Genomic DNA, 23,882 nt, shown 5'->3' with positions numbered 1-23,882 from the left:
TCGGGTGGCTCAGCCGGCGAGGCAGGTCCCCACTGGGTGCGTCGGCTCTCGGCACCCTCACTCGGGGCGACCCGAGTGCTGCTCGTCCCAGTCGGACCGCACGAGGTCGAGACCATCCGACGGGACGTGCCCACCGAGCAGCTCCAGCTGCCGTCCGAGCCAGGCGCGACCGGCGTCGGCCGACCGCGAGACGTGGTGGCGCGCCCGCTCGATGTCTCCGAGCCCCAGGGCGGTCTCGGCCGCGACGAGACCCTGCACCACGGCGTGGTTGAGATCGGTCATCTGGGCTCGTTCGTGCTCGATGAACTGGCCCTCGAGGGTCACGTCGAGCACCACCAGCATGAGTCGGCCGGCACTGACCCTGACGGCCACGAACTCGACGTGGAGGTCGCGCGTCGCGCTCGTGATCGCCAGGTAGCGCTGGGTGCCGCCGATCGGCCCGACCGTGAAGGGTGGCGTGGTCAGGTCACGCCACAGGGCAGGACACAGCCGCGAGAGCAGCGGGAAGACCGCCATCAGGTCGTTCTGCTCCATCGCCGGCGCGAGCAGGCGGGTCGCCGCGGGGTTGATCAGCTCGACGAGCCCCGACTCGTCGCACTGGATCATGCCGACGGGCACGACGTAGAGAAACTGGAGCAGGTCCTCGTAGGTAGGGCCGCTGATGCTCTCCGACGCACTGGTGCTCACGCCGGGCGCACCAGCATGTACCGCAGCGGGTGACCCCGGCGGGCCACCAGCCTCAGCCTGACGGGGGTGGGCCGCATCCGCAGGGTGAAGACGTAGTCGAGCTGCTCGTCGAGGTCGGGCTCGTCGACGAAGCGCTGGGCGACGAGGAAGTTGTTGGTGCAGGGAGCGACCTCGATGAAGATGTTGCGCCCGAGGACGCGGTCGGGGCCGATCCCGGCGCGGGTCGACTCGTAGGCGTTGTAGACCACGACGAGGTCCTCGGAGTCGAAGCCGATCACGCCGAACGACAGGTGGTCGAGCGCTGGTCCACCCAGCTGCACCAGCCGCTCCACCAGGTCAGGGTCGTCGAACTCCGGCACCGCAGAGGGGGCCGTCGCTGGGCCGGTCTCGCTCGTCATACCTCACGGTAGCGCGGTGGTCTGCTGCTCGTCCCACCTCGGGTCGCTCAGGCCAGCCCCTCACCGGCCCGGGAAGACCAAGGACGTCACCGCCCGACCTGCCGATGGGGTGTCGCCCCAGGTGCGCACCCAGTGCGCTCCGAGCGGGTCCCGGTCGTCCGGCAGCCCGGTGCTGAGGACGAGTGCGTCGGGTCGTGCGCCGAGCACGCGTGCGAGGCGGTGCGCTGCTCCGGGTGAGCGGTGGAGACTGCCGACCAGCACGACGACGTCGGCGTCGCTCGCTGACGCGAGCGCCGCACTGACCGCGTGCAGGGGCTCAGGGCTGGCGCCGACCGGGTGGAGGTGCAGCCGCGGGCGGGCCCGGGTCAGCTCGGAGAGCACCCAGGACGGCCGTGGTCCGGACGCCGGAGCCGGGGCGTCGCGCAGGTCGACCACGTGCACCTCACGGGTCAGGGGCAGCACCTGGTGCGAGACCAGCGCGGCCCGGGCCACGTGCTCAGCGGCTCGGTGGGCGTCGGCGGCGCTCGGGCCGGCGTCGACCGCGAGGGCCGCTGCGCGGCTCTCACCGACCCACCAGGCCAGCTCGGCCACTCGGCGGGCTGCCTCCTCGAGCCGGTCGACCCGCAGGGCACCGGAGTCCACGGCGGCGAGGACCGCGCCGTGCACCTCGTGGAAGGCGGCCTCGTCGTCGTCGGGCGTCGGGTGGTGCGGGTGGCTGACGCCCACGAGGTCGACGCCAGCGGCCAGGGCCGCCGCGGCACCCGGGCCGCGTCCGAGCAGGCTCGCGCTCGCCGGCAGGTCGACGGCGTCGCAGACCACCAGGCCGCTGAAGCCGAGGTCGCCGCGCAGGACCTCCAGGACCTCGGGGCTGAGGGTCGCCATCCCGTGCTCCCCCTCGCCGACGCCGGCCTGAGTGGCCAGGACGGCGCGCACGCCGGCGCTGATCACGGCGTCGAGGGGGTCGAGGTCGTGGTCCGTCGTCTCGGGGGAGGAGTCGGCGGGCGAGCCACCGTGGCCGCGGAAGTGCCTGGCGCACGCGGCGACTCCCAGCCCCTGCATGCCCGCGACGAACGCGACGGCGTGGCGGGCGACGAGGGCGGGGTCGGCGCCGAAGGAGCGCAGCCCGGTGACCGGGTTGTCGGCGTCGGAGACCAGGTCGACGTCCGGGGCCAGCGCCAGGTCGATGCCCTGGTCACGGCACCGGCGACCGATGCCGGCGGCGACGGCGCCGGTGGCCACGACGTCGTCCACCCGACCGAGGGCGCCGTGGGTCGGCCAGGCCGACCCGCGCGCGGCGTCGAGCAGGGTGACCTCGCCGCCCTCCTCGTCGCTGGAGACCACCAGGTCGGGCCGGATGCCGTGCAGGTCCCAGGTGAGGGCCGCCACGTCGGTGCCGACGTTGTCGGCGACGAGGCGCACGCCGCCCAGCCCGCGGTCGACCTCCCGGCGCAGCCAGTCGGGCGCCGTCAGGCCGACGAACCCCGGCATCAGGACGGCGCGGGCGAGACGACGGACGTGAGGGTCCGAGGACGACGGGGCACCGGGCGGCATACGGCGATGGTGTCAGCCCGTGGGTGCCCGTTCGTGCAGGGAGGCGGGCGCGTCGACGGTGAGGTGGCGGAAACGCCTCCGAGGCCGATCGGCAACGTGATCGTCACACGCGGCGCGAACTGCTTACACGTCCGTAACCGGACGGGCGACGATGCGAAACCCGTCAACGAGAAAGTTACGGCCCATGAGCGCACTATTCCTGGCGGCCGACGAGCCGTTCACCGACAGCGGGAACACGGCCTGGGTGCTTGCAGCAGCTGCCCTGGTCCTGTTCATGACTCCTGGGCTCGCCCTCTTCTACGGGGGCATGGTCCGCACCAAGAGCGTGCTGAACATGATGATGATGTCCTTCATCAGCATGGGCACGGTCGGCGTCACCTGGATCCTCTGGGGCTACAGCGAGACCTTCGGGTCCGACGTGGGCGGCGGACTCCTCGGCAATCCCTTCGACTACTTCGGTCTGAAGGACACCTACGGCAAGATCCTCGGCTTCGTCCCAGCCGACGCAGCAGCAGGCACGCCGGCGGCGGGCGGCCTCCCGGCGGCGGCGTTCGTCGCCTTCCAGGTGGTCTTCGCGATCATCGCCGTGGCCCTGATCAGCGGTGCGATCGCCGACCGGGCCAAGTTCAGCGCCTGGATCGTCTTCACCATCGCCTGGTCCACCCTCGTCTACTACCCGGCCGCGCACTGGGTCTTCGCCTTCAACGGGTACGCCTCTGACGGCAACGGTGGCTTCATCGCCAACGCCGACTCGGCCGACGGGGCGGGCAGCCTCCTCTTCGGGGGCGTCGGGGCCTACGACTTCGCCGGTGGCACGGCCATCCACATCAACGCCGGCATCGCCGGGCTCGCCCTCGCGCTGGTCCTGGGCAGGCGCATCGGCTTCAAGAAGGACCCGATGCGGCCGCACAACCTGACGCTGGTCATGATCGGCGCCGGGATCCTGTGGTTCGGCTGGTTCGGCTTCAACGCCGGCTCAGCCCTGAGTGCCGGCTCGCTCGCCGCCGGGGTCTGGGTCAACACCCTCGGCGCCACGGCCGCAGCCATGCTCGGCTGGCTCATCACGGAGAAGATCCGCGACGGGCACGCCACCTCACTCGGTGCGGCGTCGGGCGTCGTCGCCGGGCTGGTCGCCATCACCCCGGCCTGTGCCACCGTCGACCCGATCGGTGCCCTGATCGTCGGGCTCGTCGCGGGTGTCGTCTGTGCCCTCGCGGTCGGGCTGAAGTTCCGCTTCAACTACGACGACAGCCTCGACGTCGTCGGTGTCCACCTGGTCGGCGGTCTCGTCGGCACCCTGCTGATCGGTCTCTTCTCCACCACGGGGAGCCCGACCGGCGACGCCACCAACCCCGGCCTCTTCTACGGCGGAGGCCTCAGCCAGCTCTGGGCCCAGACCCAGGGGGCGCTGTTCGTCCTCGTCTACTCCTTCGTCATCACCTTCGTCATCGGCTTCGTGATCCACAAGACGATGGGCTTCCGCATCAGCGAGGAGGACGAGGTCAGTGGCATCGACCTCGGCGAGCACGCGGAGACCGGCTACGACCTGGCCAGCTTCGCCGGGACCCGCACCGGCCCCTTCACCGGCGGTACGCACGCCCCACCGGCTGGCCTGCCCGTCACCGACAAGCAAGGAGCCCAGGCATGAAGCTCATCACGGCCATCATCAAGCCCCACCAGCTCGACGAGGTGAAGGAGGCCCTCGAGGCCTACGGCATCTCGGGCATGACCGTCAGCGAGGCCAGTGGCTACGGCCGGCAGCGCGGACACAGCGAGGTCTACCGCGGCGCCGAGTACACCGTCGACTTCGTCCCGAAGGTGCGCGTCGAGGTCCTGGTTGACGACCTCGACGCCGGCAGTGTCATCGACGTCGTCCTCAAGGCCGCCCAGACCGGGCGCATCGGCGATGGCAAGATCTGGTCCACCCCGGTCGACGACGTCGTGCGGGTGCGCACCGGAGAGCGTGGGCACGACGCTCTCTGATCGCAGCCCGACGGCCACGCACCATCACCACCCACTGCCGAGACGAGTCCCGACAGGGGACGGAGGACGCATGATGACCGACGTCACCGCTCGACGGCTCGACCTCGCCGGCACCCGGAGCTTTGCTGCTCCGGGCGCCGGCGAGGTGCGGCGGGTAGCCCTGGCCGACTTCGGCCACACCTGGCTGACCGAGCTGTGGGGCCACGCCACCGACGGGCGCGTCGCCCCCGGGGTCGCCCTCGCCGCCGTGGGCTCCCTGGCCCGCCGCGACGGTGGGCCCCTCAGCGACTACGACCTGGTGCTCCTGCACCAGACGCGGGCGCTCAGCGGCCAGGACCTCAACGCCCTCGCCGATCGCCTGTGGTACCCCATCTGGGACCAGGGGGTGAAGCTCGACCACAGCGTGCGCACGGTCAACCAGTGCCGCACCGTCGCCGGCGCCGACCTGTCGGCCGCCGTCGGCCTGCTCGACATCACCTACGTCGCTGGTGACCAGGACGTCGTCAACGCCGCCCGGTCGACCGTCGGTCACGACTGGCGCGCCAACGCCCGCACCCGGCTGCCCCAGCTGCAGGAGAGCATCGTCGCGCGGCACGCGCGCCAGGGCGACCTGGCGCACCTGATCGAGCCCGACCTCAAGGAGGCGCGCGGGGGTCTGCGCGACATGGCCCTCCTGCGGGCTCTGACGGCCGCCTGGCTGGCCGACCGGCCCCACGGAGCCGTCGACACCGCCTATGCCCAGCTGCTCGACGTGCGCGACGCCATCCACGTCGTCACCGGCCGCGGCCGCGACCGGCTGGGTCGTGAGGACCACGACGCCGCGGCGGCCCTGCTCGGCTACAGCGACGCGGATCTGCTGCTGACCGACGTCTCGTCGTCGGCCCGCACCATCGCCTACGCCCTCGACGGCACCCTGCGTCGGGCCTCGCAGTCGCAGCGGGCCCGCACCCTGCGGGTCGGCCCCAGGCGCCCGAAGCTGGTGCCGCTGGGCTACGGCCTCTACCTGCACGACGGGGAGGCCGTGCTCGGCGCGGGCGTCGACCCGTCGACCGACCCGCTGCTGGTGCTGCGCGCGGCCCTGGTCGCCGCCCGCAACGGCGTCACCATCGCCCCGACCACCCTGGCCAACCTCGCGAGCAGCTGCCCGCCGCTGCCCGACCCCTGGCCCGATCAGGCGCTCGCGATCCTCGGTGACCTGCTGGCGACCGGCCCCGGGCTCGTCTCGGTCTGGGAGGGCCTCGACCTCGCCGGAGTCGTGGAGCGCTGGATCCCGCAGTGGCGTGCCGTCCGCAGCCGTCCGCAGCGCAACGCCGTGCACCGGCACACGGTCGACCGGCACCTGATCGAGACCGTGGTGCGGGCCAGCGGGCTGCTGCGCGAGGTGGCTCGGCCCGACCTGCTGATGCTGGCCGCGCTGCTGCACGACATCGGCAAGATCGCCGGGTCGCGCGACCACTCCGAGACCGGGGCGCCGATCGCCGACACGGTGCTGCGGCGCTTCGGGGTGCCTGACGCCGACCGCGAGCTGGTCGTCTCGCTGGTGCGCGAGCACCTGACCCTCATCGACCTCGCCACCCGGCGCGACTGCGAGGACCCCCAGACCCTGGCGGCGGTCTCGGACGCCTGCGGCGGTTCGGTCGACACCCTCGACCTGCTGCGCGCACTCACCGAGGCCGACGCGAGCGCCGCCGGACCTGCGGCGTGGACCGACTGGCGGGCCAGCCTGCTCGACAAGCTCGTCACCACGGCCCGCGCGGCCATGGAGCTCGGAGCGGCACCGGTCGAGGGCCACCGCGACGCCGAGCCCGTCTCGGAGGAGATCCAGAACAAGATCGTCATCGGGCAGCCGCACGTGGTGGTCACCCCGCTCGGGGGAGCGCACCGCATCGAGGTGCACGACCGCGACCGGCTCGGGCTCTTCGCCGACACCGCGGGTCTGCTCGCCGCGCAGGGGCACATCGTGCGCTCGGCCCTGGTGCGCACCGTCGACGGCGTCGCGGCCAACGAGTGGCACGTCGAGACCCCCGGCGGCGACACCCCGGACGAGGGCGCGATCGTGCGGGGTCTGATGCGCCTGTCCGAGGGTGATCGCGAGCCACTGGCCGTGCTCACCCGCCGTCGCGGGTCGTCGGCGTCCGACAGCTCGCGCGCGTCCTCCGGCTCCCCGGGACAGACCCGCGCCATGGTCATCTCGCACGCGTCCGACAGCGCGACGGTGATCGAGGTGCGGGCCACCGACCGCCCGGGGCTGCTCCACGAGATCGGGATGACCCTCGCCCGGGCCAGCCTCACCGTGCGCAGCGCCCACATCGCGACGTATGCCGGGCAGGCCCTCGACACGTTCTACGTGACCGAGTTCGGCGGGCGCTCGCTGCCCCCGGCCCGGGTCGCCCAGGCGGTGTCGATGATCATCGACACCTGCGACGGCGCAACCTGACCCGTCCACCCTCCATCCCGACCCCCACCCGCCCCGGCCCCACCCCACCCGCTCCGCCCCGACTTGTTGCGGGAGCGCCGGATATTTCGGCGTTTCGGGGCCCCATACGCGGCGCTCACCGCAACGAGTAGGGGCTGGGATGGGGCCGTGGGTGGCTCCGTCCCGGGCGCCCTCACGGGGGAACGTTAGGATTCGCAGGTGTTCAACTCACTGTCCGACCGGCTGACCGAGACCTTCAAGGGCCTGCGCGGCAAGGGCAAGCTCAGCGAGTCCGACGTCAACAAGGCGCTGCGCGACATCCGGCTCGCCCTGCTCGACGCCGACGTCGCGCTGCCCGTGGTGCGCGCCTTCGTCGGCGCGGTGCGCGACCGCGCCCTCGGCGAGGAGGTCAGCGGTGCGCTGAACCCCGCCCAGCAGGTCGTCAAGATCGTCAACGAGGAGCTCGTCGCCATCCTGGGCGGTGAGACCCGCACGCTGCGCTTCGCGAAGAACCCGCCGACCGTGATCATGCTCGCCGGGCTCCAGGGGTCGGGCAAGACGACCTTCGCCGGCAAGCTCGGCGCCTGGCTCAAGGAGCGCGGGCACACGCCGCTCCTCGTCGCCGCCGACCTGCAGCGCCCGAGCGCGGTCACCCAGCTGGAGGTCACCGGCCAGCGCGCCGGGGTCCCGGTCTTCGCTCCCGAGCGCGGCAACGTCGGTGGTCACGACGCCGTGCTGGGCACCGGCGAGGGCACCCGGTCGTACGGCGACCCGGTGGCGGTCTCGCGGGCCGGCATCGCCGAGGCCCGGGCCCGCCAGCACGACGTCGTGATCGTCGACACCGCCGGCCGGCTCGCCGTCGACGCCGACCTCATGAAGCAGGCCGGCGACATCCGCGAGGCGATCTCGCCCGACGAGGTCCTCTTCGTCATCGACGCCATGATCGGCCAGGCCGCGGTCGACACGGCCCTGGCCTTCCAGGAGGGCGTCGACTTCACCGGTGTCGTGCTCTCGAAGCTCGACGGCGACGCCCGCGGTGGTGCCGCTCTCTCGGTGGCCACGGTCACCGGCCGCCCCATCATGTTCTCCTCCATCGGCGAGGGCACGAAGGACATCGAGGTCTTCCACCCCGACCGCATGGCCGGGCGCATCCTCGACATGGGAGACGTCCTCACCCTCATCGAGCAGGCCGAGAAGGCGTTCGACCGCGAGCAGGCCGACGAGATGGCCCGCAAGTTCCTCGCCGCCGAGGACTTCACATTCGACGACTTCCTCCAGCAGATGTCGGCCATCAAGAAGATGGGCTCGCTCAAGGCGATGCTCAAGATGATGCCGGGCATGCAGCAGATGCGCGAGCAGCTCGACTCGCTCGACGAGCGCGAGTTCGACCGGGTCGAGGCGATGGTGCGCTCGATGACCCCGTACGAGCGCAGCCACCCCAAGCAGATCGACGGCTCGCGTCGGGCCCGCATCGCGCGGGGCTCGGGCGTCACCGTGTCGGAGGTGAACAGCCTCCTCGAGCGCTTCCGCGAGGCGCAGAAGATGATGAAGAGCCTGGCCCGAGGTGGCGGTGGGGGCCTCCCGGGCATGCCCGGCATCCCCGGCACCGGGCGCAAGGGCGGCAAGCAGCTCCCGCAGGGGCGCAAGAAGTCCAAGAGCGGCAACCCGGCCAAGCGCGCGGCCGACGAGAAGGCTGCGGCCGACAAGGCCTCCGGGGCCAGCACCGCGGCCCGGCAGAACGCCTTCGGCCTCGGGGCCGGGGGCGGCGAGATGCCCGACCTCGACCCGGCCAACCTGCCGGCCGGCTTCGAGAAGTTCCTCGGGCGCTGAGGAAGTCCGGAGGCATGTGGCTGAGCAGCAGCGGCTGGTCACCAAGCCGGGCGAGAACGTCACCAGGGTCGCCCCGGACCACCGAGCGGCTCAACCCGGGCTGCCGTGGCGGGTCATCGACGGGATGCGCAACCGCCTGACGCACGACGACGACGGCACCGACCACGCTGGGCGACGGTCGCGGTCGACGTCCCCCAGGTCGACGACGCCGTGCGGCGCCTCCTCGGTCGGTGACGGCAGCCGGAGCCCACCCGAGCAACCCTCCGCTCGCCCCCACTAGGGTCGCAGGCATGGCGTACGACGTGCTGCACCTCGAGGGCCCGGTGCTCGCCGGGCCGCACGACGAGCGGTCGCAGGCCTGGGTGGTGGAGGGCCGGATCACCTACGAGCGCCCCCCTGGTGCCGCTGACGCGACGACGATCCGCGGCTGGGTCCTCCCCGGGCTCGTCGACGCCCACTGCCACATCGGGCTCGACGCCCACGGCCAGGTCGACCTGGTCACGACGGAGCGCCAGGCCGTGACCGACCGCGACGCCGGAGCCCTGCTCATCCGTGACGCCGGGTCACCGGCCGACACCCGCTGGGTCGACGACCGCGACGACCTGCCCCGCCTGATCCGGGCCGGGCGCCACATCGCCCGGCCGAAGCGCTACATCCGGGGCTTCGCGGTCGAGGTCGACCCGGAGGACGTCGTCGCCCAGGTGCGCGAGCAGGCCCGACGCGGCGACGGCTGGGTCAAGCTCGTCGGCGACTGGATCGACCGGGAGACGGGCGACCTCAGCCCCAGCTTCCCGCGCGAGACCGTGGCCGCCGCGGTGGCCGCAGCGCACGAGGAGGGTGCCCGCATCACGGCGCACTGCTTCGGTGAGGAGTCGCTGCACGACCTCGCCGCGACCGGCATCGACTGCATCGAGCACGCCACTGGTCTCGATCCCGAGACCATCGCGGCGTTCGCGGCCCGGGGGACGGCGATCGTGCCGACCCTGGTCAACATCGCGACCTTCCCGGCCATCGCCGAGCCGGCCCGCGAGAAGTTCCCCCGCTACCACGCCCACATGCTCGACCTCCACGCCCGCCGGTACGAGACCGTGGCGGCGGCGCACGAGGCCGGCCTGCCGGTCTACGTCGGCACCGATGCCGGGGGCAGCCTCGCGCACGGGCTCGTCGCACAGGAGGTGCTCGAGCTCACGGCGGCCGGGCTCACCCCTCTCGAGGCGCTCAGTGCCGCGACCTGGAGCGCCCGCGAGTGGCTCGGCCGGCCCGGTCTGGAGGAGGGGGCGCCCGCCGATCTCGTGGTCTACCAAGCCGATCCACGCCTCGACGTCACGGTGCTGGCGTCGCCTCACGCCATCGTGCTGCGCGGCACCCGCGTGGCATGACGACCCCTCCGCCTCCGCTGCGGCGCGATGGCGACCGGGTGTGGGTCGCGAGCGTCGACGCGTCCTACGACGCCGCCTACCGCCGGGCGGTCGAGGGATCACGAGCCCGGCTCGAGCAGTGGAACCCCGTCGAGCCCCACGTCCTGCCCACCGTCGCGGCCAACCAGTCGCACGGCTACCGCTCGTTCCTCGTGCACGCCCGCGACCCCGAGGGGTCCCACGGCCTCGTCGGCAAGGTCAACATCAACTCGATCGTGCGCGGCCGCCTCCTCGGGGGCACGCTCGGCTACGACGCCTTCGACCCGTATGCCGGCCGAGGCCTCTTCACCCAGGGCCTGCGCCTGGTCGTCGACCTCGCCTTCACCCCCGAGGCCGAGGGCGGGCTCGGGCTGCACCGGCTCGAGGCCAACGTGCAGCCCGGCAACACCCGCTCGGCCGTGGTCCTGCGGCGCCTCGGCTTCACCCGCGAGGGGTTCTCGCCCGGCTACCTCTGGCTCTCCGACACCACGGGGGAGGCCCGCTGGCGCGACCACGACCGCTACGCCGTCCTCGCCGGCGAGTGGCCGTCGCGCCCCTTCCTGCAGCGACGACCGCGCAGACTGGGCGTGGTCGTCACCGGTGGTGCCGAGCGGGCGCATGTGGCTGCCGACCTGGCGGTCGAGCTGGGCCTGCCCTTCTACGACGACCAGGTGGTGCCTCACCCGGCGCTGCTGTGGAGGCTGCTCCGCGCGTCGGTGACCGGCGGTGTCGTCAGCTGTGCGCCCGACACGGCGCCCGACTGGGTGGCGGCCGGTTTCGACGAGCCGGGCTGCGTGGTCCGCTGCGCAGACGAGCCGTACGACGCCGCAGCGGTCACCCGCCTCGCGCTCGAGGCGCGGTCTCCTCGCGCCTGACCCGAGCGCAGGGGTGCCCGACATCTGGGACGGCGGGTCGCAGTGTGCGCGATCTGTCCCTGTACTCCTGTATCTCCTGCTAGAAATATGGGGATAGCCAGGAACACCCACAGGAGCGTCGATGAGCAACCCCTTCCGCCGAGCCCGACCCTGCGTGGTCGCCCTCGCTGCCGCTACCTGCACCACCCTCCTCGCCGCGTGCAGCGGTGGGGGAGCCAGTGACACCGTCGGGGGCGCCGCGACCAGCGGCGCCGCTGACGGGTCGGGCGGCACCCTCAACCTCTACGCCTTCTCCGTGCCCAAGGTCGGCTTCGACGCCGTCATCCCCGGGTTCAACGACACGCCGGAAGGCGCGGGGGTGGCGTTCCAGCAGTCCTACGGCCCCTCCGGCGACCAGTCGCGCAAGGTGGCCGCCGGCGCCGCCGCCGACGTCGTCAGCTTCTCCGTCGAGCCCGACATGACCCGGCTCGTCACGGCCGGTCTGGTGTCCGCCGACTGGGACGATGCCGCCCACCACCACGGGGTCGCCTTCGGCTCGGTCGTGGCCATGGTCGTGCGCAAGGGCAACCCGAAGGGCATCAGGACCTGGGACGACCTGCTCAAGCCCGGTATCGAGGTCGTCACGCCCAACCCCTTCAGCTCCGGCTCCGCGAAGTGGAACCTGCTGGCCCCGTATGCCGCCGAGAGCGACGGCGGGACGAACCCGGCGGCCGGCCTCGACTACGTCGGCAAGCTCGTCGGTGACCACGTGAAGACCCAGCCGAAGTCGGGCCGCGAGGCCAGCGACGCCTTCCTCCAGGGGCAGGGTGACGTGCTGCTCAGCTACGAGAACGAGGCCCTCTTCCTCGAGCGCGCCGGCGACCCCGTCGAGCACATCGTGCCCGAGCAGACCTTCCGCATCGACAACCCGGTCGCCTCCACCACCAAGGGTGCCAACGTGGCCAGGGCCGAGGCGTTCGTCAGCTACCTCTTCACGGCCCCGGCGCAGACGATCCTGGCCCAGAAGGGCTTCCGGGTCACCGACCCGGCGGTCGCCCAGCAGTTCGCCTCGAGCTTCCCGACCCCCACCAAGCTCTACACGATCGACGACCTCGGCGGCTGGAAGAAGGTCGACTCGACCCTCTTCCTCAAGGACGTCGGCTCGATCGCCACGATCTACGACGCGGCGTCGAAGTAGCCGGCGCCATGACCGCTGACGTCCTCACCCGCCCGCCCGTCGCCCCGCCGCCCCCGCGCGCCCCGACCCGGCGCCTGCGCACCGTCACGGGCGGCGTGGGCCCGGTGGCGCTCGGGATCGCCACCCTGTGGCTGAGCATCATCGTGCTGCTGCCCCTGGCCGCACTCACCGTCGCGTCGTTCCGCGGCGGTGTGGGCGGCTTCTGGGATGCCGTGACGGCGCCGTCGGCCATCGGCTCCCTCGCGGTGACCATCGGTGTGTCGGTCGTGGTCGCCCTGATCAACGTCGTCATGGGCACCCTCGTCGCCTGGGTGCTCGTGCGCGACGACTTCCGCGGCAAGGGCCTGGTCAACGCCCTGATCGACCTGCCCTTCGCCCTGCCGACGATCGTCGCCTCGATCGTGCTGCTGGGGCTCTACGGCCCGAGCAGCCCGGTCCACCTCGACCTCAGCTCGACCAGGCCGGGGCTGATCATCGCCCTGACCTTCGTGACGCTGCCGTTCGTGGTGCGCTCGGTGCAGCCGGTGCTCATCGAGGTCGACACGGAGGTCGAGCAGGCGGCTGCCTCGCTCGGCGCCAGTAACCTGACGATCTTCCGCCGGATCGTCCTGCCGACCCTGCGCCCGGCGATCCTCGGCGGGGGAGGGCTGGCCTTCGCGCGAGCCATCGGCGAGTACGGCTCGGTCGTGCTCATCGGGGGCAACATCCCCAAGGACACGCAGATGGCCTCGCAGTACATCCAGCAGCAGATCGAGATCGACCGGCAGGCCAACGCCGCGGCGGTCTCGGTGGCGCTGCTCGTCATCTCGTTCCTCACCCTCTTCGTCCTGCGCGTCCTCGCGGCCCGCAGCCTGCGGCTCGAGGAGAAGTCCGTATGAAGGTCTCCACCCGCGCCCGCATCGGGCTGCGCACGGTCGCCCTGGCCTACGTCGTCGTGCTGCTGCTCGTGCCGATCGGGGTGATCGCCTACCGCACGTTCGGCAGCGGGCTCGGGGCCTTCATCCAGTCGATCAGCACGCCCGCCGCGATCTCTGCCCTCAACCTCTCGCTGCTCATCGTCGCGATCGTCGTGCCGCTGAACGTCGTCTTCGGAGTCGGCGTGGCTCTGGCCCTCGTCCGGGGTCGTTTCCCAGGACGCGGCCTGTTGCAGGCGGTCGTCGACCTGCCCTTCGCGCTGTCGCCCGTCGTCGTGGGCGTCTCGCTCATCCTGCTGTGGGGGGTGGGGGGCTGGTTCGGCTTCCTCGACGACTACGGGATCAAGGTCATCTTCGGGCTGCCGGGGATGGTGCTCGCCACCATCTTCGTGACCCTGCCCTTCATCGTGCGCGAGGTCGAGCCGGTGCTGCACGAGATCGGCGACGAGCAGGAGCAGGCGGCGTCCACCCTCGGCGCCAACGGGTGGCAGACGTTCTGGCGCATCACCCTCCCGGCGATCCGCTGGGGTCTGACCTACGGGGTCGTGCTCACCATCGCCCGGTCCCTCGGCGAGTTCGGCGCGGTGATCATGGTCTCGTCGGGCTTCCCCGGCGTCTCCCAGACCCTGACCCTGCTCGTCCACGCCCGCTACGTCGACGACCACAACACCTTCGGCGCCTACTCGGCGGCCACCCTGCTCATGCTCGTCGCCCTGCTCACCCTCGTTGCCATGACCGTTCTCGACCGTCTCAGGAGGACCCGATGAACACCCCGATGATCTCGGTCGCCCACGCCCACCGCCGCTTCGGCGACTTCGCCGCCCTCGACGACGTCTCCCTCGACATCCCCGCCGGCACGCTGACGGCTCTGCTCGGTCCCAGCGGGTCGGGCAAGTCGACCCTGCTGCGCGCCATCAGCGGCCTCGACGACCTCGACAGCGGGGTGATCACCATCGGCGGCCGCGACGTCACGGGGGTGGCCCCACAGAAGCGGGGCATCGGCTTCGTCTTCCAGCACTACGCGGCGTTCAAGCACATGACCGTGCGCGACAACGTGGCCTTCGGCCCCAGCATCCGCAAGCGGCCCAAGGCCGAGATCGCCACGAAGGTCGACGACCTGCTCGAGATCGTCGGGCTCGCAGGGTTCCAGCACCGCTACCCGGCCCAGCTCTCCGGCGGTCAGCGCCAGCGCATGGCGCTGGCGCGGGCCCTCGCGGTCGACCCCGAGGTGCTCCTGCTCGACGAGCCCTTCGGCGCCCTCGACGCACAGGTCCGGGCCGAGCTGCGCCTGTGGCTGAGGCGCCTGCACGACGAGGTGCACGTCACGACGGTGCTGGTCACTCACGACCAGGAGGAGGCGCTCGACATCTCCGACCGCATCGCCGTGCTCAACCGTGGCCGCATCGAGCAGGTCGGCACGCCCGAGGAGCTCTACGACCACCCGGCCAACACCTTCGTCATGTCGTTCCTCGGTCAGGTGTCCACCGTCGGTGGGCACCTGGTCCGACCGCACGACATCGTGCTCACCCGCCTGGCCGAGGACGAGCCCGCCCCCGCGGCGAACGACCTCGCCACCGTCGGCCGGGTGCGGCGCGTCGCGCGGCTCGGCTTCGAGGTGCGCGTCGAGCTCGTCGACGACACCACCGGCGGTGAGGTCGTCGCCCAGATCACCCGTGGCGAGCTCGACCACCTGCACCTGCTCGAGGGTGACCGGGTGCACGCCCGGGCCACCCGGGTGCCGGACGTGGTGCCCGCGGTGGCGCCGCCGGTCGCGGCAGCCGCGTCGGCCCCGGAGGCGGCCCGCTCCCGCAGCGCGGACGCCGCGCTGGTCTGAGGGGTCGGGGCGCCGCACGGGATCCTGCACGACCTCGGGTGCGCGCGGGTGACAATGGCCGCGTGGACATCTCCGCCAAGACCGACTACGCCATCAGGGCGCTGCTCAGCGTGGCCGCGCACGCGGGTGACGGCCACCCCGTGTCCGTCGAGGCCCTCGTGCAGGAGCAGGGGCTGCCGCGCAAGTTCCTCGAGTCGATCCTCGGTGACCTGCGCCGCGGCGGGCTGGTGACCAGCCAGCGCGGACCCGCCGGTGGCTACACCCTCGCGCGCCCCGCGACCGAGATCGGCATCGCGGACATCTTCCGCGTCGTCGACGGGCCGCTCGCCGAGGTGCGCGGGCGGCGCCCGCACGAGACGTCCTACGACGGGGTGGCGCAGCACCTGCCCACCCTGTGGGTGGCGGTGCGCGCGAGCCTGCGCCGGGTGCTCGACGACACCACGCTCGCCGACCTGCTCAGCGGAGACCTCCCGAGCCACGTCACTGAGCTGGCTGCCGCCCCGGACGCGTGGCGCAGCCGCTGAGCGGCCGCATCTGCGTCGCTGGTCGGTGAGGCGCTCGTGGTCTGGCAGAATGAGGCTGCGTACCCGTCTGACCACGCGGCCATCGTCCGCGGGCTGACGCCTACGCCCGAGTCTCGGCTCCCCGGCTGTCCCAGCCGGTCTCGCCGTGCTCACGACACAGAAGAGGGAGACCACCCACGTGGCCGTCAAGATCCGCCTGAAGCGCATGGGCAAGATCCGTGCACCGTTCTACCGCGTCGTCGTCATGGACTCGCGCGCCAAGCGCGATGGCCGGGCCATCGAGGAGATCGGCAAGTACCACCCCACCGAGGACCCCTCGGTCATCATCATCGAGTCCGCCCGGGCCCAGCACTGGCTCGCCCAGGGCGCGCAGCCCACCGAGGCGGTCGAGGCCCTGCTGAAGATCACCGGTGACTGGCAGAAGTTCAAGGGCCTCGAGGGCACCGAGGGCACGCTGCGCTTCGCGGCCCCGAAGCGCTCCAAGCGTGAGCTGTACGACGCGGCGATCGCCGCCGCCGGTGGCTCCACGCTCGACGCCACCGAGGGTGGGGCCACCACCCCGCGCAAGAAGGCGGCCAAGAAGGCCGAGCCCAAGGCCGACGAGAAGGCCCCCGAGAAGGCCGAGAAGGCTGCTGAGAAGCCGGCCGACCAGCCCGCCGAGGCTGCTGTCGAGGCGCCTGCCGCCGAGGCTCCGGTCGAGGCTGCGACCGCCGAGACCGCCGGAGCCTGACGGTGTTGGAGGAAGCCCTCGAGCACCTGGTCAAGGGCATCGTCGACCACACGGACGACGTCGTCGTCAAGCGCAAGGAGCTGCGTCGTGGCGACCTCCTCGAGGTGCGGGTGCACCCCGAGGACCTCGGCCGCGTGATCGGGCGCTCCGGGCGCACCGCCAGCGCCCTGCGCACGGTGGTGTCCGCCCTGGCCGGTGGCGGTCAGGTGCGGGTCGACATCGTCGACACCGACCAGCGCTGACGCCGGCAGCACCCCGTACGAGGCCCCGCCTGTCCCCCGGGACGGCGGGGCCTTCGTCGTCCGAGTCCCTGCACGCGCCGCTGTCCGCGGGGCAGTGGTGACGGTGGGCGCCTCGTAGATGGGAGGATTCCCGCATGGACCTCGTCGTGGCCCGGATCGGCAAGCCCCACAGCCTCAAGGGTGAGGTGACGGTGCAGCTGCACACGGACGACCCCCGGGCGCGCTTCGCGCCGGGCGTGACCTTCGAGACCCGGGCGGCCCCCGGCACGGGGGTTCCGCGCGCCCTGACCCTGCGCTCGGCCCGCCTGCACAACGGCACCTGGCTGCTGGCGTTCGACGAGATCCCCGACCGCACGGGGGCCGAGTCGCTGCGCGGCACCCAGCTGGTCGCCGACGTCGCCGGCACGGGTGAGCACGGTGACGCCGCCTCGGCGTCGGACGACGACGAGGCCTACTACGAGGACCAGCTCGTCGGTCTCGAGGTCGTCCTGACCGACGGCACCCGCGTGGGCACGGTGAGCGCGCTCGAGCTCGGTGTCGCCCAGGACCTGCTCGTCCTCGACCTCGACGCCGGCCACACCGGCTACGTCCCCTTCGTCGAGGCGATCGTCCCGACCGTCGACCTCGCCGGTGGCCGGATCGTCATCGACCCGCCGCTGGGGCTGCTGGACCTCAACGCATGACCGGCCCCGCGATGCGCATCGACGTGGTCTCGATCTTCCCCGACTACCTCGCCCCCATCGACCTGTCGCTCATCGGCAAGGCCCGCGCCCAGGGTCTGCTCGACGTGCGGGTGCACGACCTGCGCGAGCACGCCCACGACCGGCACCGCAGCACGGACGACACTCCATACGGTGGGGGAGCGGGGATGGTCATGCGCGCCGAGCCCTGGGGTGAGGCGCTCGACGCCGTCGTCGCCTCGGGCGAGGGTGTGCCCCGGCTGCTGGTGCCCGCCCCCTCGGGGGTGCGCTTCACGCAGGCCCTGGCGCGTGAGCTGGCCCAGGAGCCGTGGCTGGCCTTCGCCTGCGGCCGCTACGAAGGCATCGACGAGCGGGTGGTCGAGGAGGCCGCGTCGCGGATGCCGGTCACCCTCGTCTCGCTCGGGGACTACGTGCTCAACGGCGGCGAGGTCGCGGTCCTCGCGATCGTCGAGGCCGTCGCGCGGCTGGTGCCCGGCGTCATCGGCAACGCCGAGTCACTCGTCGAGGAGTCGCACGAGGACGGGCTGCTGGAGTACCCCGTCTACACCAAGCCCGCCCTGTGGCGCGAGCGCACGGTGCCCGAGGTGCTGCTGTCGGGCAACCACGCGGCGATCGCCGACTGGCGCCACCAGCAACGGCTGGAGCGCACGGCGAGCCGTCGGCCCGACCTGCTGCACGGCTCGCAGGTGGTGGCTGCGGACGGCTCGGCCCTCGGCGAGGTCCCTGGGCTCGCGGTCTCCGTGGCGACCCCCGGCGACGCCGCCGAGCTGCTGGTGCTGGGTCGGGCCTGCTGGGTGCCCGAGGGGCGGGCGGCGGGTAGCTGGGAGATCCCGCCCCTGCGCGAGTCGCTCGACGACCTGACCGCGTCCTTCGGCGACTGGACCACGTGGGTCGTGCGGGCAGCGGGACGTCTGGTCGGGTCGGTGCGGGGGCGGGTCGCGCCCGGCGACGAGCACACCTGGGAGACGGGCCGGCTCATGGTCGCCCCCGACCTGCAGGGTCGTGGCCTCGGGCGAGCGCTCCTGGCGCACAGCGAGGCCGCGGCTCCTGGCACCGTGCGCACCTGGTGGATCAACACCGGCGTCGCCTCCGAGCGCAACCAGCGCACCTACAAGAAGGCCGGCTACCGGATCGTGCCGGGCCCCGGGCGCCACGAGGGCACCGTCGACCTCATCAAGCGCCGCCGCTGACGACGGAGGGCTCCGGCACCCCGTCCCACGCACGATTTCCCGGTGGGGCCTCCACTCTGGCAGAATCGGGGACTGCGTCCGGCAACAGACGAGTGCCCCTGCCACAGGGGGAGGGCGAGCAGCGTTCACGTCGCTGCCTCGCACGAGGCCGACCGGACGGCAGACGACATCGAGGGGCCAGACGGTCCCACAACCCGCGGTGGCCTGTGGCGCCGCAAGGAAGCGAATCTCCCATGCACAAGCTCGACGCCGTCGACCAGGCCTCCCTGCGCGACGACATCCCGGCCTTCCGCGCCGGCGACACCCTCAAGGTGCACGTCAAGGTCGTCGAGGGCACCCGCTCGCGCGTCCAGGTGTTCCAGGGCGTCGTCATCCGCATCCACGGTGGAGGAATCGGCGAGACCTTCACGGTCCGCAAGGTCTCCTTCGGTGTCGGGGTGGAGCGCACCTTCCCGCTGCACACGCCGATCATCGACAAGATCGAGGTCGTCACCCGCGGTGACGTGCGTCGCGCCAAGCTGTACTACCTGCGCGACCTGCGCGGCAAGGCGGCCAAGATCAAGGAGAAGCGCGACAACATCCCGGTCAAGGGTGCCAAGGCCAAGGTCTCCAAGTAGGACCCATCGACCCGACGCCGACCGGCCACGACGACCTCGTGGGCGCGTCGGCGTCCGGCGTCTCCGGGTTTGCTGCCGGCCGGTCCGGCAGGGGCAGGCGTCGGCGGTCCCTGTGGCTCGTGGGCGTGGCCGCGGTGGTGGTCGTCGTGCTCGTGCGCAGCCTGCTGGTGCAGTCGTTCGCCGTGCCCACGGGCTCCATGCAGCCGACCATCGAGCCCGGTGAGCGGGTGCTCGTCAACCGCCTCGTGCACGGCGCCGACCTCCACCGCGGCGACATCGTCGTCTTCGACGGCCGACACGCCTTCCTCGGGGAGGGTGACGGCGGGCAGCTGGCCCGCCTGGCCCGCTCGGTGGTGGGCGCCCTGAGCCTCGACTCGGGCACCGACTACGTCAAGCGGGTCGTCGGCCTGCCGGGCGACCGGGTGACCTGCTGCTCTGCAGGCAAGCTGGTGGTCAACGGTGTGCCGGTCGACGAGCCCTACGTCTTCGGTGGAGACGCCCCGAGCAGCGTCACCTTCGACGTGATCGTGCCCGCCGGGGCGATCTGGGTGATGGGCGACCACCGCAGCACCTCCAGCGACTCACGGTCCTACCTCGGGCTCCCCGGAGGCGGCATGGTCGACCTCGGTGACGTGATCGGTCAGGTGTCGGTGCGATACTGGCCGCTCGGTCGGCTGGGCAGTCTCGGCGGGCCCGGTCCCCTGTCCACCATCCCTGCGCCCGGAGCTGGTCCCTGACGATGCCGCACGAGACCCACGAACCCGACGCCCGCGACCCGGAGGGCCGGCGGCTCGCCACGACCCTCGGGGTGGACGAGCCGCAGGGCACCGAGCTGGACGGTCCGCAGGGCTACGACGACGACGATCTGGACGAGTCCGACCTCGACGACCCCGGCCGCGAGGGCGGCGGTTTCGCCGGTCTCATCGACAACATCCTCGGTGGGCTGCGCGAGATCCTCATCATCGCGGTGATGGCCGTCGTCCTGTCGTTCGTGGTCAAGACGTGGCTGATCCAGGCGTTCTACATCCCGTCGGCCTCGATGGAGAACACCCTCGTCAAGGACGACCGGGTGATCGTCAGCAAGCTCACCCCCGGGCCGGTCGACCTGCAGCGCGGTGACATCGTCGTCTTCCAGGACCCCGACCACTGGCTGCCCGCCGTGCCGACCGTCGACCAGCCGGGGCTGCGCGGTACCGTCCACCGTGGGCTGCAGTTCATCGGCCTGCTGCCCGACGAGTCCGACGACCACCTCATCAAGCGCGTCATCGGACTGCCCGGTGACCACATCGTGGGTCCCGCCGGTGGCGGCAGGATCACGGTCAACGGGGCGCCCATCACCGAGACCTACGTCAAGACCGGCGACGTGCCGAACGGCAACTTCACGCCCTTCGACATCACCGTGCCAGCGGGCCGGGTGTGGGTGATGGGCGACCACCGCGGTGACTCCGCCGACAGCCGCTTCCACGACGACGGCACGGGAGCGAAGGGCTCGGTGCCGATCGCCGACATCACCGGCCGCGCCGTGACCATCGTCTGGCCCATCGACCACGTGCGGTGGTTGTCGGTCCCGTCGGGCATCTACGCCAAGATCCCCAACCTGTCGCCGAGCAGCACCCCCAAGCCCTCGGTGTCGTCGGCGCCGTGAGCGCGGGTCGGCGACCGTCGCTGCGGGTGGAGCGGTCGTTCCAGCGCTCGGGTCACCGCGTGCTCGCCGGGGTGGACGAGGTCGGGCGTGGTGCGCTCGCCGGGCCGGTCAGCGTCGGGGTCGTCGTCGTCGACGAGACCTGCCGGTCGGCCCCCCCAGGGGTCAAGGACTCCAAGCTGCTCACCCCGGCCCGCCGAGTCTCCATGGTGGCGCCCCTGCGTCGCTGGGCCCTGGCCTACGCCGTCGGTCATGCGTCGCCGACCGAGATCGACGAGCGAGGCATCATGGGTGGCCTGCGCCTGGCCGGGCTGCGGGCCCTCGAGGCGATCGCCGCGACGGGGGTCGTGCCCGACCTCGTGATCCTCGACGGCAACCACGACTGGCTCACCCCGCCGGGCGGGGTCGGTCTCTTCGCCTTCACCGACGACGACGGTCCCCGCGTGCCGCCCGTGACCACGATCGTCAAGGCCGATCTGACCTGCTCGTCGGTGGCGGCGGCGTCGGTGCTGGCGAAGGTCGAACGCGATGCCCTGATGGTGGGCCACCACCGCGACCACCCGTCCTACGGCTGGGAGGTCAACAAGGGGTATGCCGCGCCCGACCACATGGCGGCGCTGCGCGAGCACGGTCCGAGTGCCCACCACCGGCTGTCGTGGCGCCTGCCGGAGCGAGCAGCCACCCAGGTGGTAGAACTTGGTGACGGCCTCCCGGGGCTGCCCCCCGCACCTTCCCCGGTGGCCACCGTCGAGCAGGCGAGTGGGCCACGCCACAGTCGACACGAAGAGGTCAAGAGCCGGTCATGAGTAGCGAGGACCTCGAGAAGTACGAGACCGAGATGGAGCTGCAGCTCTATCGCGAGTACCGCGACGTCGTGGGGCTGTTCACCCACGTCGTCGAGACCGAGCGGCGCTTCTACCTGTGCAACTCGGTCGAGATGAAGGTGCGCTCCGACGGCGGGGAGGTCTTCTTCGACGTGACCATGAGTGATGCCTGGGTGTGGGACATCTACCGACCGGCCCGGTTCGTCAAGAACGTGCGCGTCGTGACCTTCAAGGACGTCAACATCGAGGAGCTGCCCAAGAGCGACCTCGAGCTGCCCTCCTGAACCTGACCTTCCGCCGCCGGCCGGGCTGGTCGGTCCCCAACCCCCGGGGGTCCTGAGCTCGTCCACAGGGTCCACGAGAGGGTCTGTCGTGGCGGCGGCCCGGGCGCGAGGGTTGCGCCCATGACCACCACCACCCCTGCCAACCCGTCGACCGCCACGCCGCCATCTGCTCGCGCGACCCTCGCTCGCTACGGCGAGCGTCTGGCCGAGCGCTACCTGCGCGAGCACGGCTTCACCGTGCTCGCCCGCAACTGGCGCTGCCGGGCGGGTGAGGTCGACATCGTCGCGCTCGATGGTGACTGCCTCGTGGTCTGCGAGGTCAAGACCCGTCGGGGGACCACGTTCGGCTCGCCCGTGGAGGCGGTGACCGTGGCCAAGCTCGCCCGGCTCCGGCGACTGGCTGCGGCCTGGCTGGCACAGCAGGACACCCACGTCGGCGACGTGCGGATCGACGTCATCGGGATCCTGCGTCCGCGCCGAGGGGTCTGCACCGTCGAGCACCTGGTGGGGGTGGGGGCGTGACCCTCGGGCGCACGCGCGCCGTGGGCCTGCTGGGCCTGCGCGGTTTCCTCGTCGACGTCGAGGTCGACGTGTCCAGCGGGCTGCCCGCGTTCCAGGTCAGTGGCAACCCCGACCGCGCCTGCGCCCAGTCGTCGGACCGCGTGCGGGCCGCCGCGACCAACAGCGAGCACCCCCTCGCGCAGCGACGCGTCACGGTCAACCTGTCGCCGGCCTCGGTGCCCAAGTGCGGCTCGGGCTTCGACCTGGCCATCTGCGTCGCGGCACTCGTCGCGTCGGGCACCGTCGACCAGCAGGTGGTGGCCGAGGTCGTTCACATCGGCGAGCTGGGCCTCGACGGCAGCGTGCGACCCGTGAGGGGCGTGATGCCGCTGGTGCTCGAGGCGGCCAGGGCCGGGGTGCGCCACGTCGTCGTGCCGGTCGCCAACGCGGCCGAGGCCCGCCTGGTCACCGGGGTGGCCGTCCACCCGGTGGCGCACCTGTCAGAGCTGGTCCACCGCTATGAGGTCCTGAAGGTCGGCGGGCGACCGCGACCCGTTGACGAGCCTCTGGGGGCGGTCCAGCACGAGGTCGTCGCACCGGACCTCGTCGACGTCACCGGCCAGCTCGAGGGTCGGCACGCACTCGAGGTCGCTGCCGCGGGGGGTCATCACCTCTACCTCGTGGGCCCGCCGGGCGCGGGCAAGACGATGCTGGCCGAGCGACTGCCCGGGCTGCTCCCGCTGCTCGACGACGAGCAGGCGATGGAGGTCACGGCGGTGGCGTCCGTGCTCGGTACGCTCGGGGCCCCGACGCGGCTGCAGCGCCGGCCGCCGTTCGTGGCGCCGCACCACGGGGCCTCGATGACCTCTCTCGTCGGCGGAGGCAGCCGCGCTCAGATCATCCCCGGGGCCGTGACCTCCGCCCATCACGGGGTGCTCTTCATGGACGAGGCGCCGGAGTTCCGCCGTGACGTCCTGCAGTCGCTGCGGCAGCCGCTGGAGTCGGGCACCGTCACCGTGACCCGGTTGGGTGGTCTGCACCGCTTCCCCTGCCGCTTCCAGCTGGTGCTCGCTGCGAACCCCTGCCCGTGCGGCATGGGCTCGGGCAAGGGCGAGCGCTGCCGGTGCTCGCCGATCAGCCGGGTCAGCTACGGCAGCCGGCTCAGGGGCCCACTGCTCGACCGCATCGACATCTCCGTCCACGTGCCGGCGGTCTCGCGGGCGGCCCTGGCCCTCGAGCCGGGGGAGTCCACCGCCGTGGTCGCCGCCCGGGTCGCGGGGGCGAGGGCGGTGGCTGCCGGTCGGTGGACGGGCACCGGGGCCCGGCTCAACGCCCACGTCCCTGCTCCGGTGCTGCGCGAGCGCCGCTTCCGGCTCACCGCGCACGTCACCCGCGACCTCGACCGGGCGCTCGATCGCGGCACCTTCACCATGCGTGCCTATGACCGGTGCCTGCGGCTGGCCTGGACGATCGCCGACCTGCGAGGGGCCGACGTGCCCGGGGCCGACGACGTCGGTCAGGCGATCGGGATGAAGAACGACGACCGCGAGGTCGCAGCATGAGTG

At 72.2% G+C, this 23,882-nt stretch carries 26 protein-coding genes; 23 read left to right on the top strand and 3 right to left on the bottom strand.

All coding sequences use genetic code 11. The features are described 5' to 3' along the window. Positions 1-57: 57 nt before the first annotated feature. The 3 genes from V3N99_03290 to V3N99_03280 are packed head-to-tail and all read right to left on the bottom strand — an operon-like array spanning position 58 to position 2,636. Complete coding sequence (locus V3N99_03290) at positions 58-687, bottom strand: hypothetical protein (GenBank protein ID MEO3935764.1); 630 nt, start codon at positions 685-687, stop codon at positions 58-60. Continuing rightward, complete coding sequence (locus V3N99_03285; protein MEO3935763.1) at positions 684-1,085, bottom strand: hypothetical protein; 402 nt, start codon at positions 1,083-1,085, stop codon at positions 684-686. Before V3N99_03285 ends, V3N99_03290 begins: the two co-directional genes overlap by 4 nt. Positions 1,086-1,145: 60 nt before the next feature. Then, complete coding sequence (locus V3N99_03280) at positions 1,146-2,636, bottom strand: glycoside hydrolase family 3 N-terminal domain-containing protein (GenBank protein MEO3935762.1); 1,491 nt, start codon at positions 2,634-2,636, stop codon at positions 1,146-1,148. A 184-nt stretch (positions 2,637-2,820) separates the two neighbouring features. Here V3N99_03280 and V3N99_03275 point away from each other — a divergent pair, with 184 nt between their 5' ends. The 23 genes from V3N99_03275 (at position 2,821) to V3N99_03165 (ending at position 23,879) form a co-directional block, all read left to right on the top strand. Then, on the top strand, positions 2,821-4,284 hold the full coding sequence (locus V3N99_03275; protein MEO3935761.1) for an ammonium transporter: 1,464 nt from the start codon (positions 2,821-2,823) through the stop codon (positions 4,282-4,284). Continuing rightward, positions 4,281-4,619: a P-II family nitrogen regulator gene (locus V3N99_03270; GenBank protein MEO3935760.1), complete on the top strand. Its 339-nt coding sequence runs from the start codon at positions 4,281-4,283 to the stop codon at positions 4,617-4,619. The genes V3N99_03275 and V3N99_03270 overlap by 4 nt, the downstream gene beginning before the upstream one ends. A 70-nt stretch (positions 4,620-4,689) precedes the next feature. After that, positions 4,690-7,056: a [protein-PII] uridylyltransferase gene (locus V3N99_03265; GenBank protein ID MEO3935759.1), complete on the top strand. Its 2,367-nt coding sequence runs from the start codon at positions 4,690-4,692 to the stop codon at positions 7,054-7,056. A gap of 198 nt (positions 7,057-7,254) precedes the next feature. After that, positions 7,255-8,865 (top strand): signal recognition particle protein, encoded by a 1,611-nt coding sequence (gene ffh / locus V3N99_03260; protein ID MEO3935758.1) that lies wholly within the window; start codon positions 7,255-7,257, stop codon positions 8,863-8,865. 16 nt (positions 8,866-8,881) lie between these two features. Then, positions 8,882-9,145 (top strand): hypothetical protein, encoded by a 264-nt coding sequence (locus V3N99_03255; protein MEO3935757.1) that lies wholly within the window; start codon positions 8,882-8,884, stop codon positions 9,143-9,145. Between the two features lie 10 nt (positions 9,146-9,155). Beyond that, positions 9,156-10,244: an amidohydrolase family protein gene (locus tag V3N99_03250; protein ID MEO3935756.1), complete on the top strand. Its 1,089-nt coding sequence runs from the start codon at positions 9,156-9,158 to the stop codon at positions 10,242-10,244. Then, a complete protein-coding gene (locus tag V3N99_03245) occupies positions 10,241-11,137 on the top strand; it encodes a GNAT family protein (protein MEO3935755.1) in 897 nt (298 codons plus the stop codon). Before V3N99_03250 ends, V3N99_03245 begins: the two co-directional genes overlap by 4 nt. A 121-nt stretch (positions 11,138-11,258) precedes the next feature. Then, positions 11,259-12,314, top strand: coding sequence for a sulfate ABC transporter substrate-binding protein (locus V3N99_03240; protein ID MEO3935754.1), 1,056 nt, complete (start codon positions 11,259-11,261; stop codon positions 12,312-12,314). An 8-nt stretch (positions 12,315-12,322) separates the two neighbouring features. Continuing rightward, positions 12,323-13,192 (top strand): sulfate ABC transporter permease subunit CysT, encoded by an 870-nt coding sequence (cysT, locus tag V3N99_03235; protein ID MEO3935753.1) that lies wholly within the window; start codon positions 12,323-12,325, stop codon positions 13,190-13,192. After that, on the top strand, positions 13,189-13,995 hold the full coding sequence (gene cysW, locus V3N99_03230) for a sulfate ABC transporter permease subunit CysW (protein MEO3935752.1): 807 nt from the start codon (positions 13,189-13,191) through the stop codon (positions 13,993-13,995). Before cysT ends, cysW begins: the two co-directional genes overlap by 4 nt. Next, a complete protein-coding gene (locus V3N99_03225; GenBank protein ID MEO3935751.1) occupies positions 13,992-15,062 on the top strand; it encodes a TOBE-like domain-containing protein in 1,071 nt (356 codons plus the stop codon). The genes cysW and V3N99_03225 overlap by 4 nt, the downstream gene beginning before the upstream one ends. Before the next feature lie 62 nt (positions 15,063-15,124). Next, positions 15,125-15,586 (top strand): Rrf2 family transcriptional regulator, encoded by a 462-nt coding sequence (locus V3N99_03220; protein ID MEO3935750.1) that lies wholly within the window; start codon positions 15,125-15,127, stop codon positions 15,584-15,586. A 178-nt stretch (positions 15,587-15,764) separates the two neighbouring features. Further along, the gene (gene rpsP, locus V3N99_03215) at positions 15,765-16,316 is read left to right on the top strand and encodes a 30S ribosomal protein S16 (GenBank protein ID MEO3935749.1); all 552 of its coding nucleotides are present in this window, start codon (positions 15,765-15,767) and stop codon (positions 16,314-16,316) included. Between the two features lie 2 nt (positions 16,317-16,318). Then, entirely contained in the window at positions 16,319-16,558 is a 240-nt protein-coding gene (locus tag V3N99_03210) for an RNA-binding protein (protein ID MEO3935748.1), read from the top strand. Positions 16,559-16,692: 134 nt separating this feature from the next. Further along, positions 16,693-17,241 (top strand): ribosome maturation factor RimM, encoded by a 549-nt coding sequence (gene rimM / locus V3N99_03205; GenBank protein ID MEO3935747.1) that lies wholly within the window; start codon positions 16,693-16,695, stop codon positions 17,239-17,241. Between the two features lie 11 nt (positions 17,242-17,252). Beyond that, the gene (gene trmD, locus V3N99_03200; protein MEO3935746.1) at positions 17,253-18,449 is read left to right on the top strand and encodes a tRNA (guanosine(37)-N1)-methyltransferase TrmD; all 1,197 of its coding nucleotides are present in this window, start codon (positions 17,253-17,255) and stop codon (positions 18,447-18,449) included. 233 nt (positions 18,450-18,682) lie between these two features. After that, positions 18,683-19,066: a 50S ribosomal protein L19 gene (gene rplS / locus V3N99_03195; GenBank protein ID MEO3935745.1), complete on the top strand. Its 384-nt coding sequence runs from the start codon at positions 18,683-18,685 to the stop codon at positions 19,064-19,066. A 119-nt stretch (positions 19,067-19,185) separates the two neighbouring features. Next, positions 19,186-19,803 carry a signal peptidase I gene (gene lepB / locus V3N99_03190; GenBank protein ID MEO3935744.1) on the top strand — a complete coding sequence of 206 codons (618 nt, stop codon included), beginning with the start codon at positions 19,186-19,188 and terminating at the stop codon, positions 19,801-19,803. 2 nt (positions 19,804-19,805) lie between these two features. Continuing rightward, positions 19,806-20,711 (top strand): signal peptidase I, encoded by a 906-nt coding sequence (gene lepB, locus V3N99_03185; GenBank protein MEO3935743.1) that lies wholly within the window; start codon positions 19,806-19,808, stop codon positions 20,709-20,711. Next, a complete protein-coding gene (locus V3N99_03180) occupies positions 20,708-21,514 on the top strand; it encodes a ribonuclease HII (GenBank protein MEO3935742.1) in 807 nt (268 codons plus the stop codon). The genes lepB (V3N99_03185) and V3N99_03180 overlap by 4 nt, the downstream gene beginning before the upstream one ends. Continuing rightward, entirely contained in the window at positions 21,511-21,816 is a 306-nt protein-coding gene (locus tag V3N99_03175; GenBank protein MEO3935741.1) for a DUF2469 domain-containing protein, read from the top strand. The genes V3N99_03180 and V3N99_03175 overlap by 4 nt, the downstream gene beginning before the upstream one ends. 120 nt (positions 21,817-21,936) lie before the next feature. Then, positions 21,937-22,338 (top strand): YraN family protein, encoded by a 402-nt coding sequence (locus V3N99_03170; GenBank protein ID MEO3935740.1) that lies wholly within the window; start codon positions 21,937-21,939, stop codon positions 22,336-22,338. Beyond that, positions 22,335-23,879 carry a YifB family Mg chelatase-like AAA ATPase gene (locus tag V3N99_03165; GenBank protein MEO3935739.1) on the top strand — a complete coding sequence of 515 codons (1,545 nt, stop codon included), beginning with the start codon at positions 22,335-22,337 and terminating at the stop codon, positions 23,877-23,879. Before V3N99_03170 ends, V3N99_03165 begins: the two co-directional genes overlap by 4 nt. Positions 23,880-23,882: the final 3 nt, after the last annotated feature.

Source organism: Dermatophilaceae bacterium Soc4.6 (assembly GCA_039889245.1).
GTDB lineage: Bacteria > Actinomycetota > Actinomycetes > Actinomycetales > Dermatophilaceae > Lapillicoccus.
Note: the sequence above shows the minus strand (reverse complement) of the source record. Positions and strands in the feature narration are given on the sequence as shown.

Bases quoted from the DNA above. Each gene is read 5' to 3' on its own strand.
- V3N99_03285 (MEO3935763.1), bottom strand. From the start codon at position 1,085: ATGACGAGCGAGACCGGCCCAGCGACGGCCCCCTCTGCGGTGCCGGAG.
- V3N99_03280 (MEO3935762.1), bottom strand. From the start codon at position 2,636: ATGCCGCCCGGTGCCCCGTCGTCCTCGGACCCTCACGTCCGTCGTCTC.
- V3N99_03275 (MEO3935761.1), top strand. From the start codon at position 2,821: ATGAGCGCACTATTCCTGGCGGCCGACGAGCCGTTCACCGACAGCGGG.
- V3N99_03270 (MEO3935760.1), top strand. From the start codon at position 4,281: ATGAAGCTCATCACGGCCATCATCAAGCCCCACCAGCTCGACGAGGTG.
- V3N99_03265 (MEO3935759.1), top strand. From the start codon at position 4,690: ATGATGACCGACGTCACCGCTCGACGGCTCGACCTCGCCGGCACCCGG.
- V3N99_03250 (MEO3935756.1), top strand. From the start codon at position 9,156: ATGGCGTACGACGTGCTGCACCTCGAGGGCCCGGTGCTCGCCGGGCCG.
- V3N99_03245 (MEO3935755.1), top strand. From the start codon at position 10,241: ATGACGACCCCTCCGCCTCCGCTGCGGCGCGATGGCGACCGGGTGTGG.
- V3N99_03240 (MEO3935754.1), top strand. From the start codon at position 11,259: ATGAGCAACCCCTTCCGCCGAGCCCGACCCTGCGTGGTCGCCCTCGCT.
- cysT (MEO3935753.1), top strand. From the start codon at position 12,323: ATGACCGCTGACGTCCTCACCCGCCCGCCCGTCGCCCCGCCGCCCCCG.
- cysW (MEO3935752.1), top strand. From the start codon at position 13,189: ATGAAGGTCTCCACCCGCGCCCGCATCGGGCTGCGCACGGTCGCCCTG.
- V3N99_03225 (MEO3935751.1), top strand. From the start codon at position 13,992: ATGAACACCCCGATGATCTCGGTCGCCCACGCCCACCGCCGCTTCGGC.
- rimM (MEO3935747.1), top strand. From the start codon at position 16,693: ATGGACCTCGTCGTGGCCCGGATCGGCAAGCCCCACAGCCTCAAGGGT.
- trmD (MEO3935746.1), top strand. From the start codon at position 17,253: ATGCGCATCGACGTGGTCTCGATCTTCCCCGACTACCTCGCCCCCATC.
- rplS (MEO3935745.1), top strand. From the start codon at position 18,683: ATGCACAAGCTCGACGCCGTCGACCAGGCCTCCCTGCGCGACGACATC.
- lepB (MEO3935743.1), top strand. From the start codon at position 19,806: ATGCCGCACGAGACCCACGAACCCGACGCCCGCGACCCGGAGGGCCGG.
- V3N99_03175 (MEO3935741.1), top strand. From the start codon at position 21,511: ATGAGTAGCGAGGACCTCGAGAAGTACGAGACCGAGATGGAGCTGCAG.
- V3N99_03170 (MEO3935740.1), top strand. From the start codon at position 21,937: ATGACCACCACCACCCCTGCCAACCCGTCGACCGCCACGCCGCCATCT.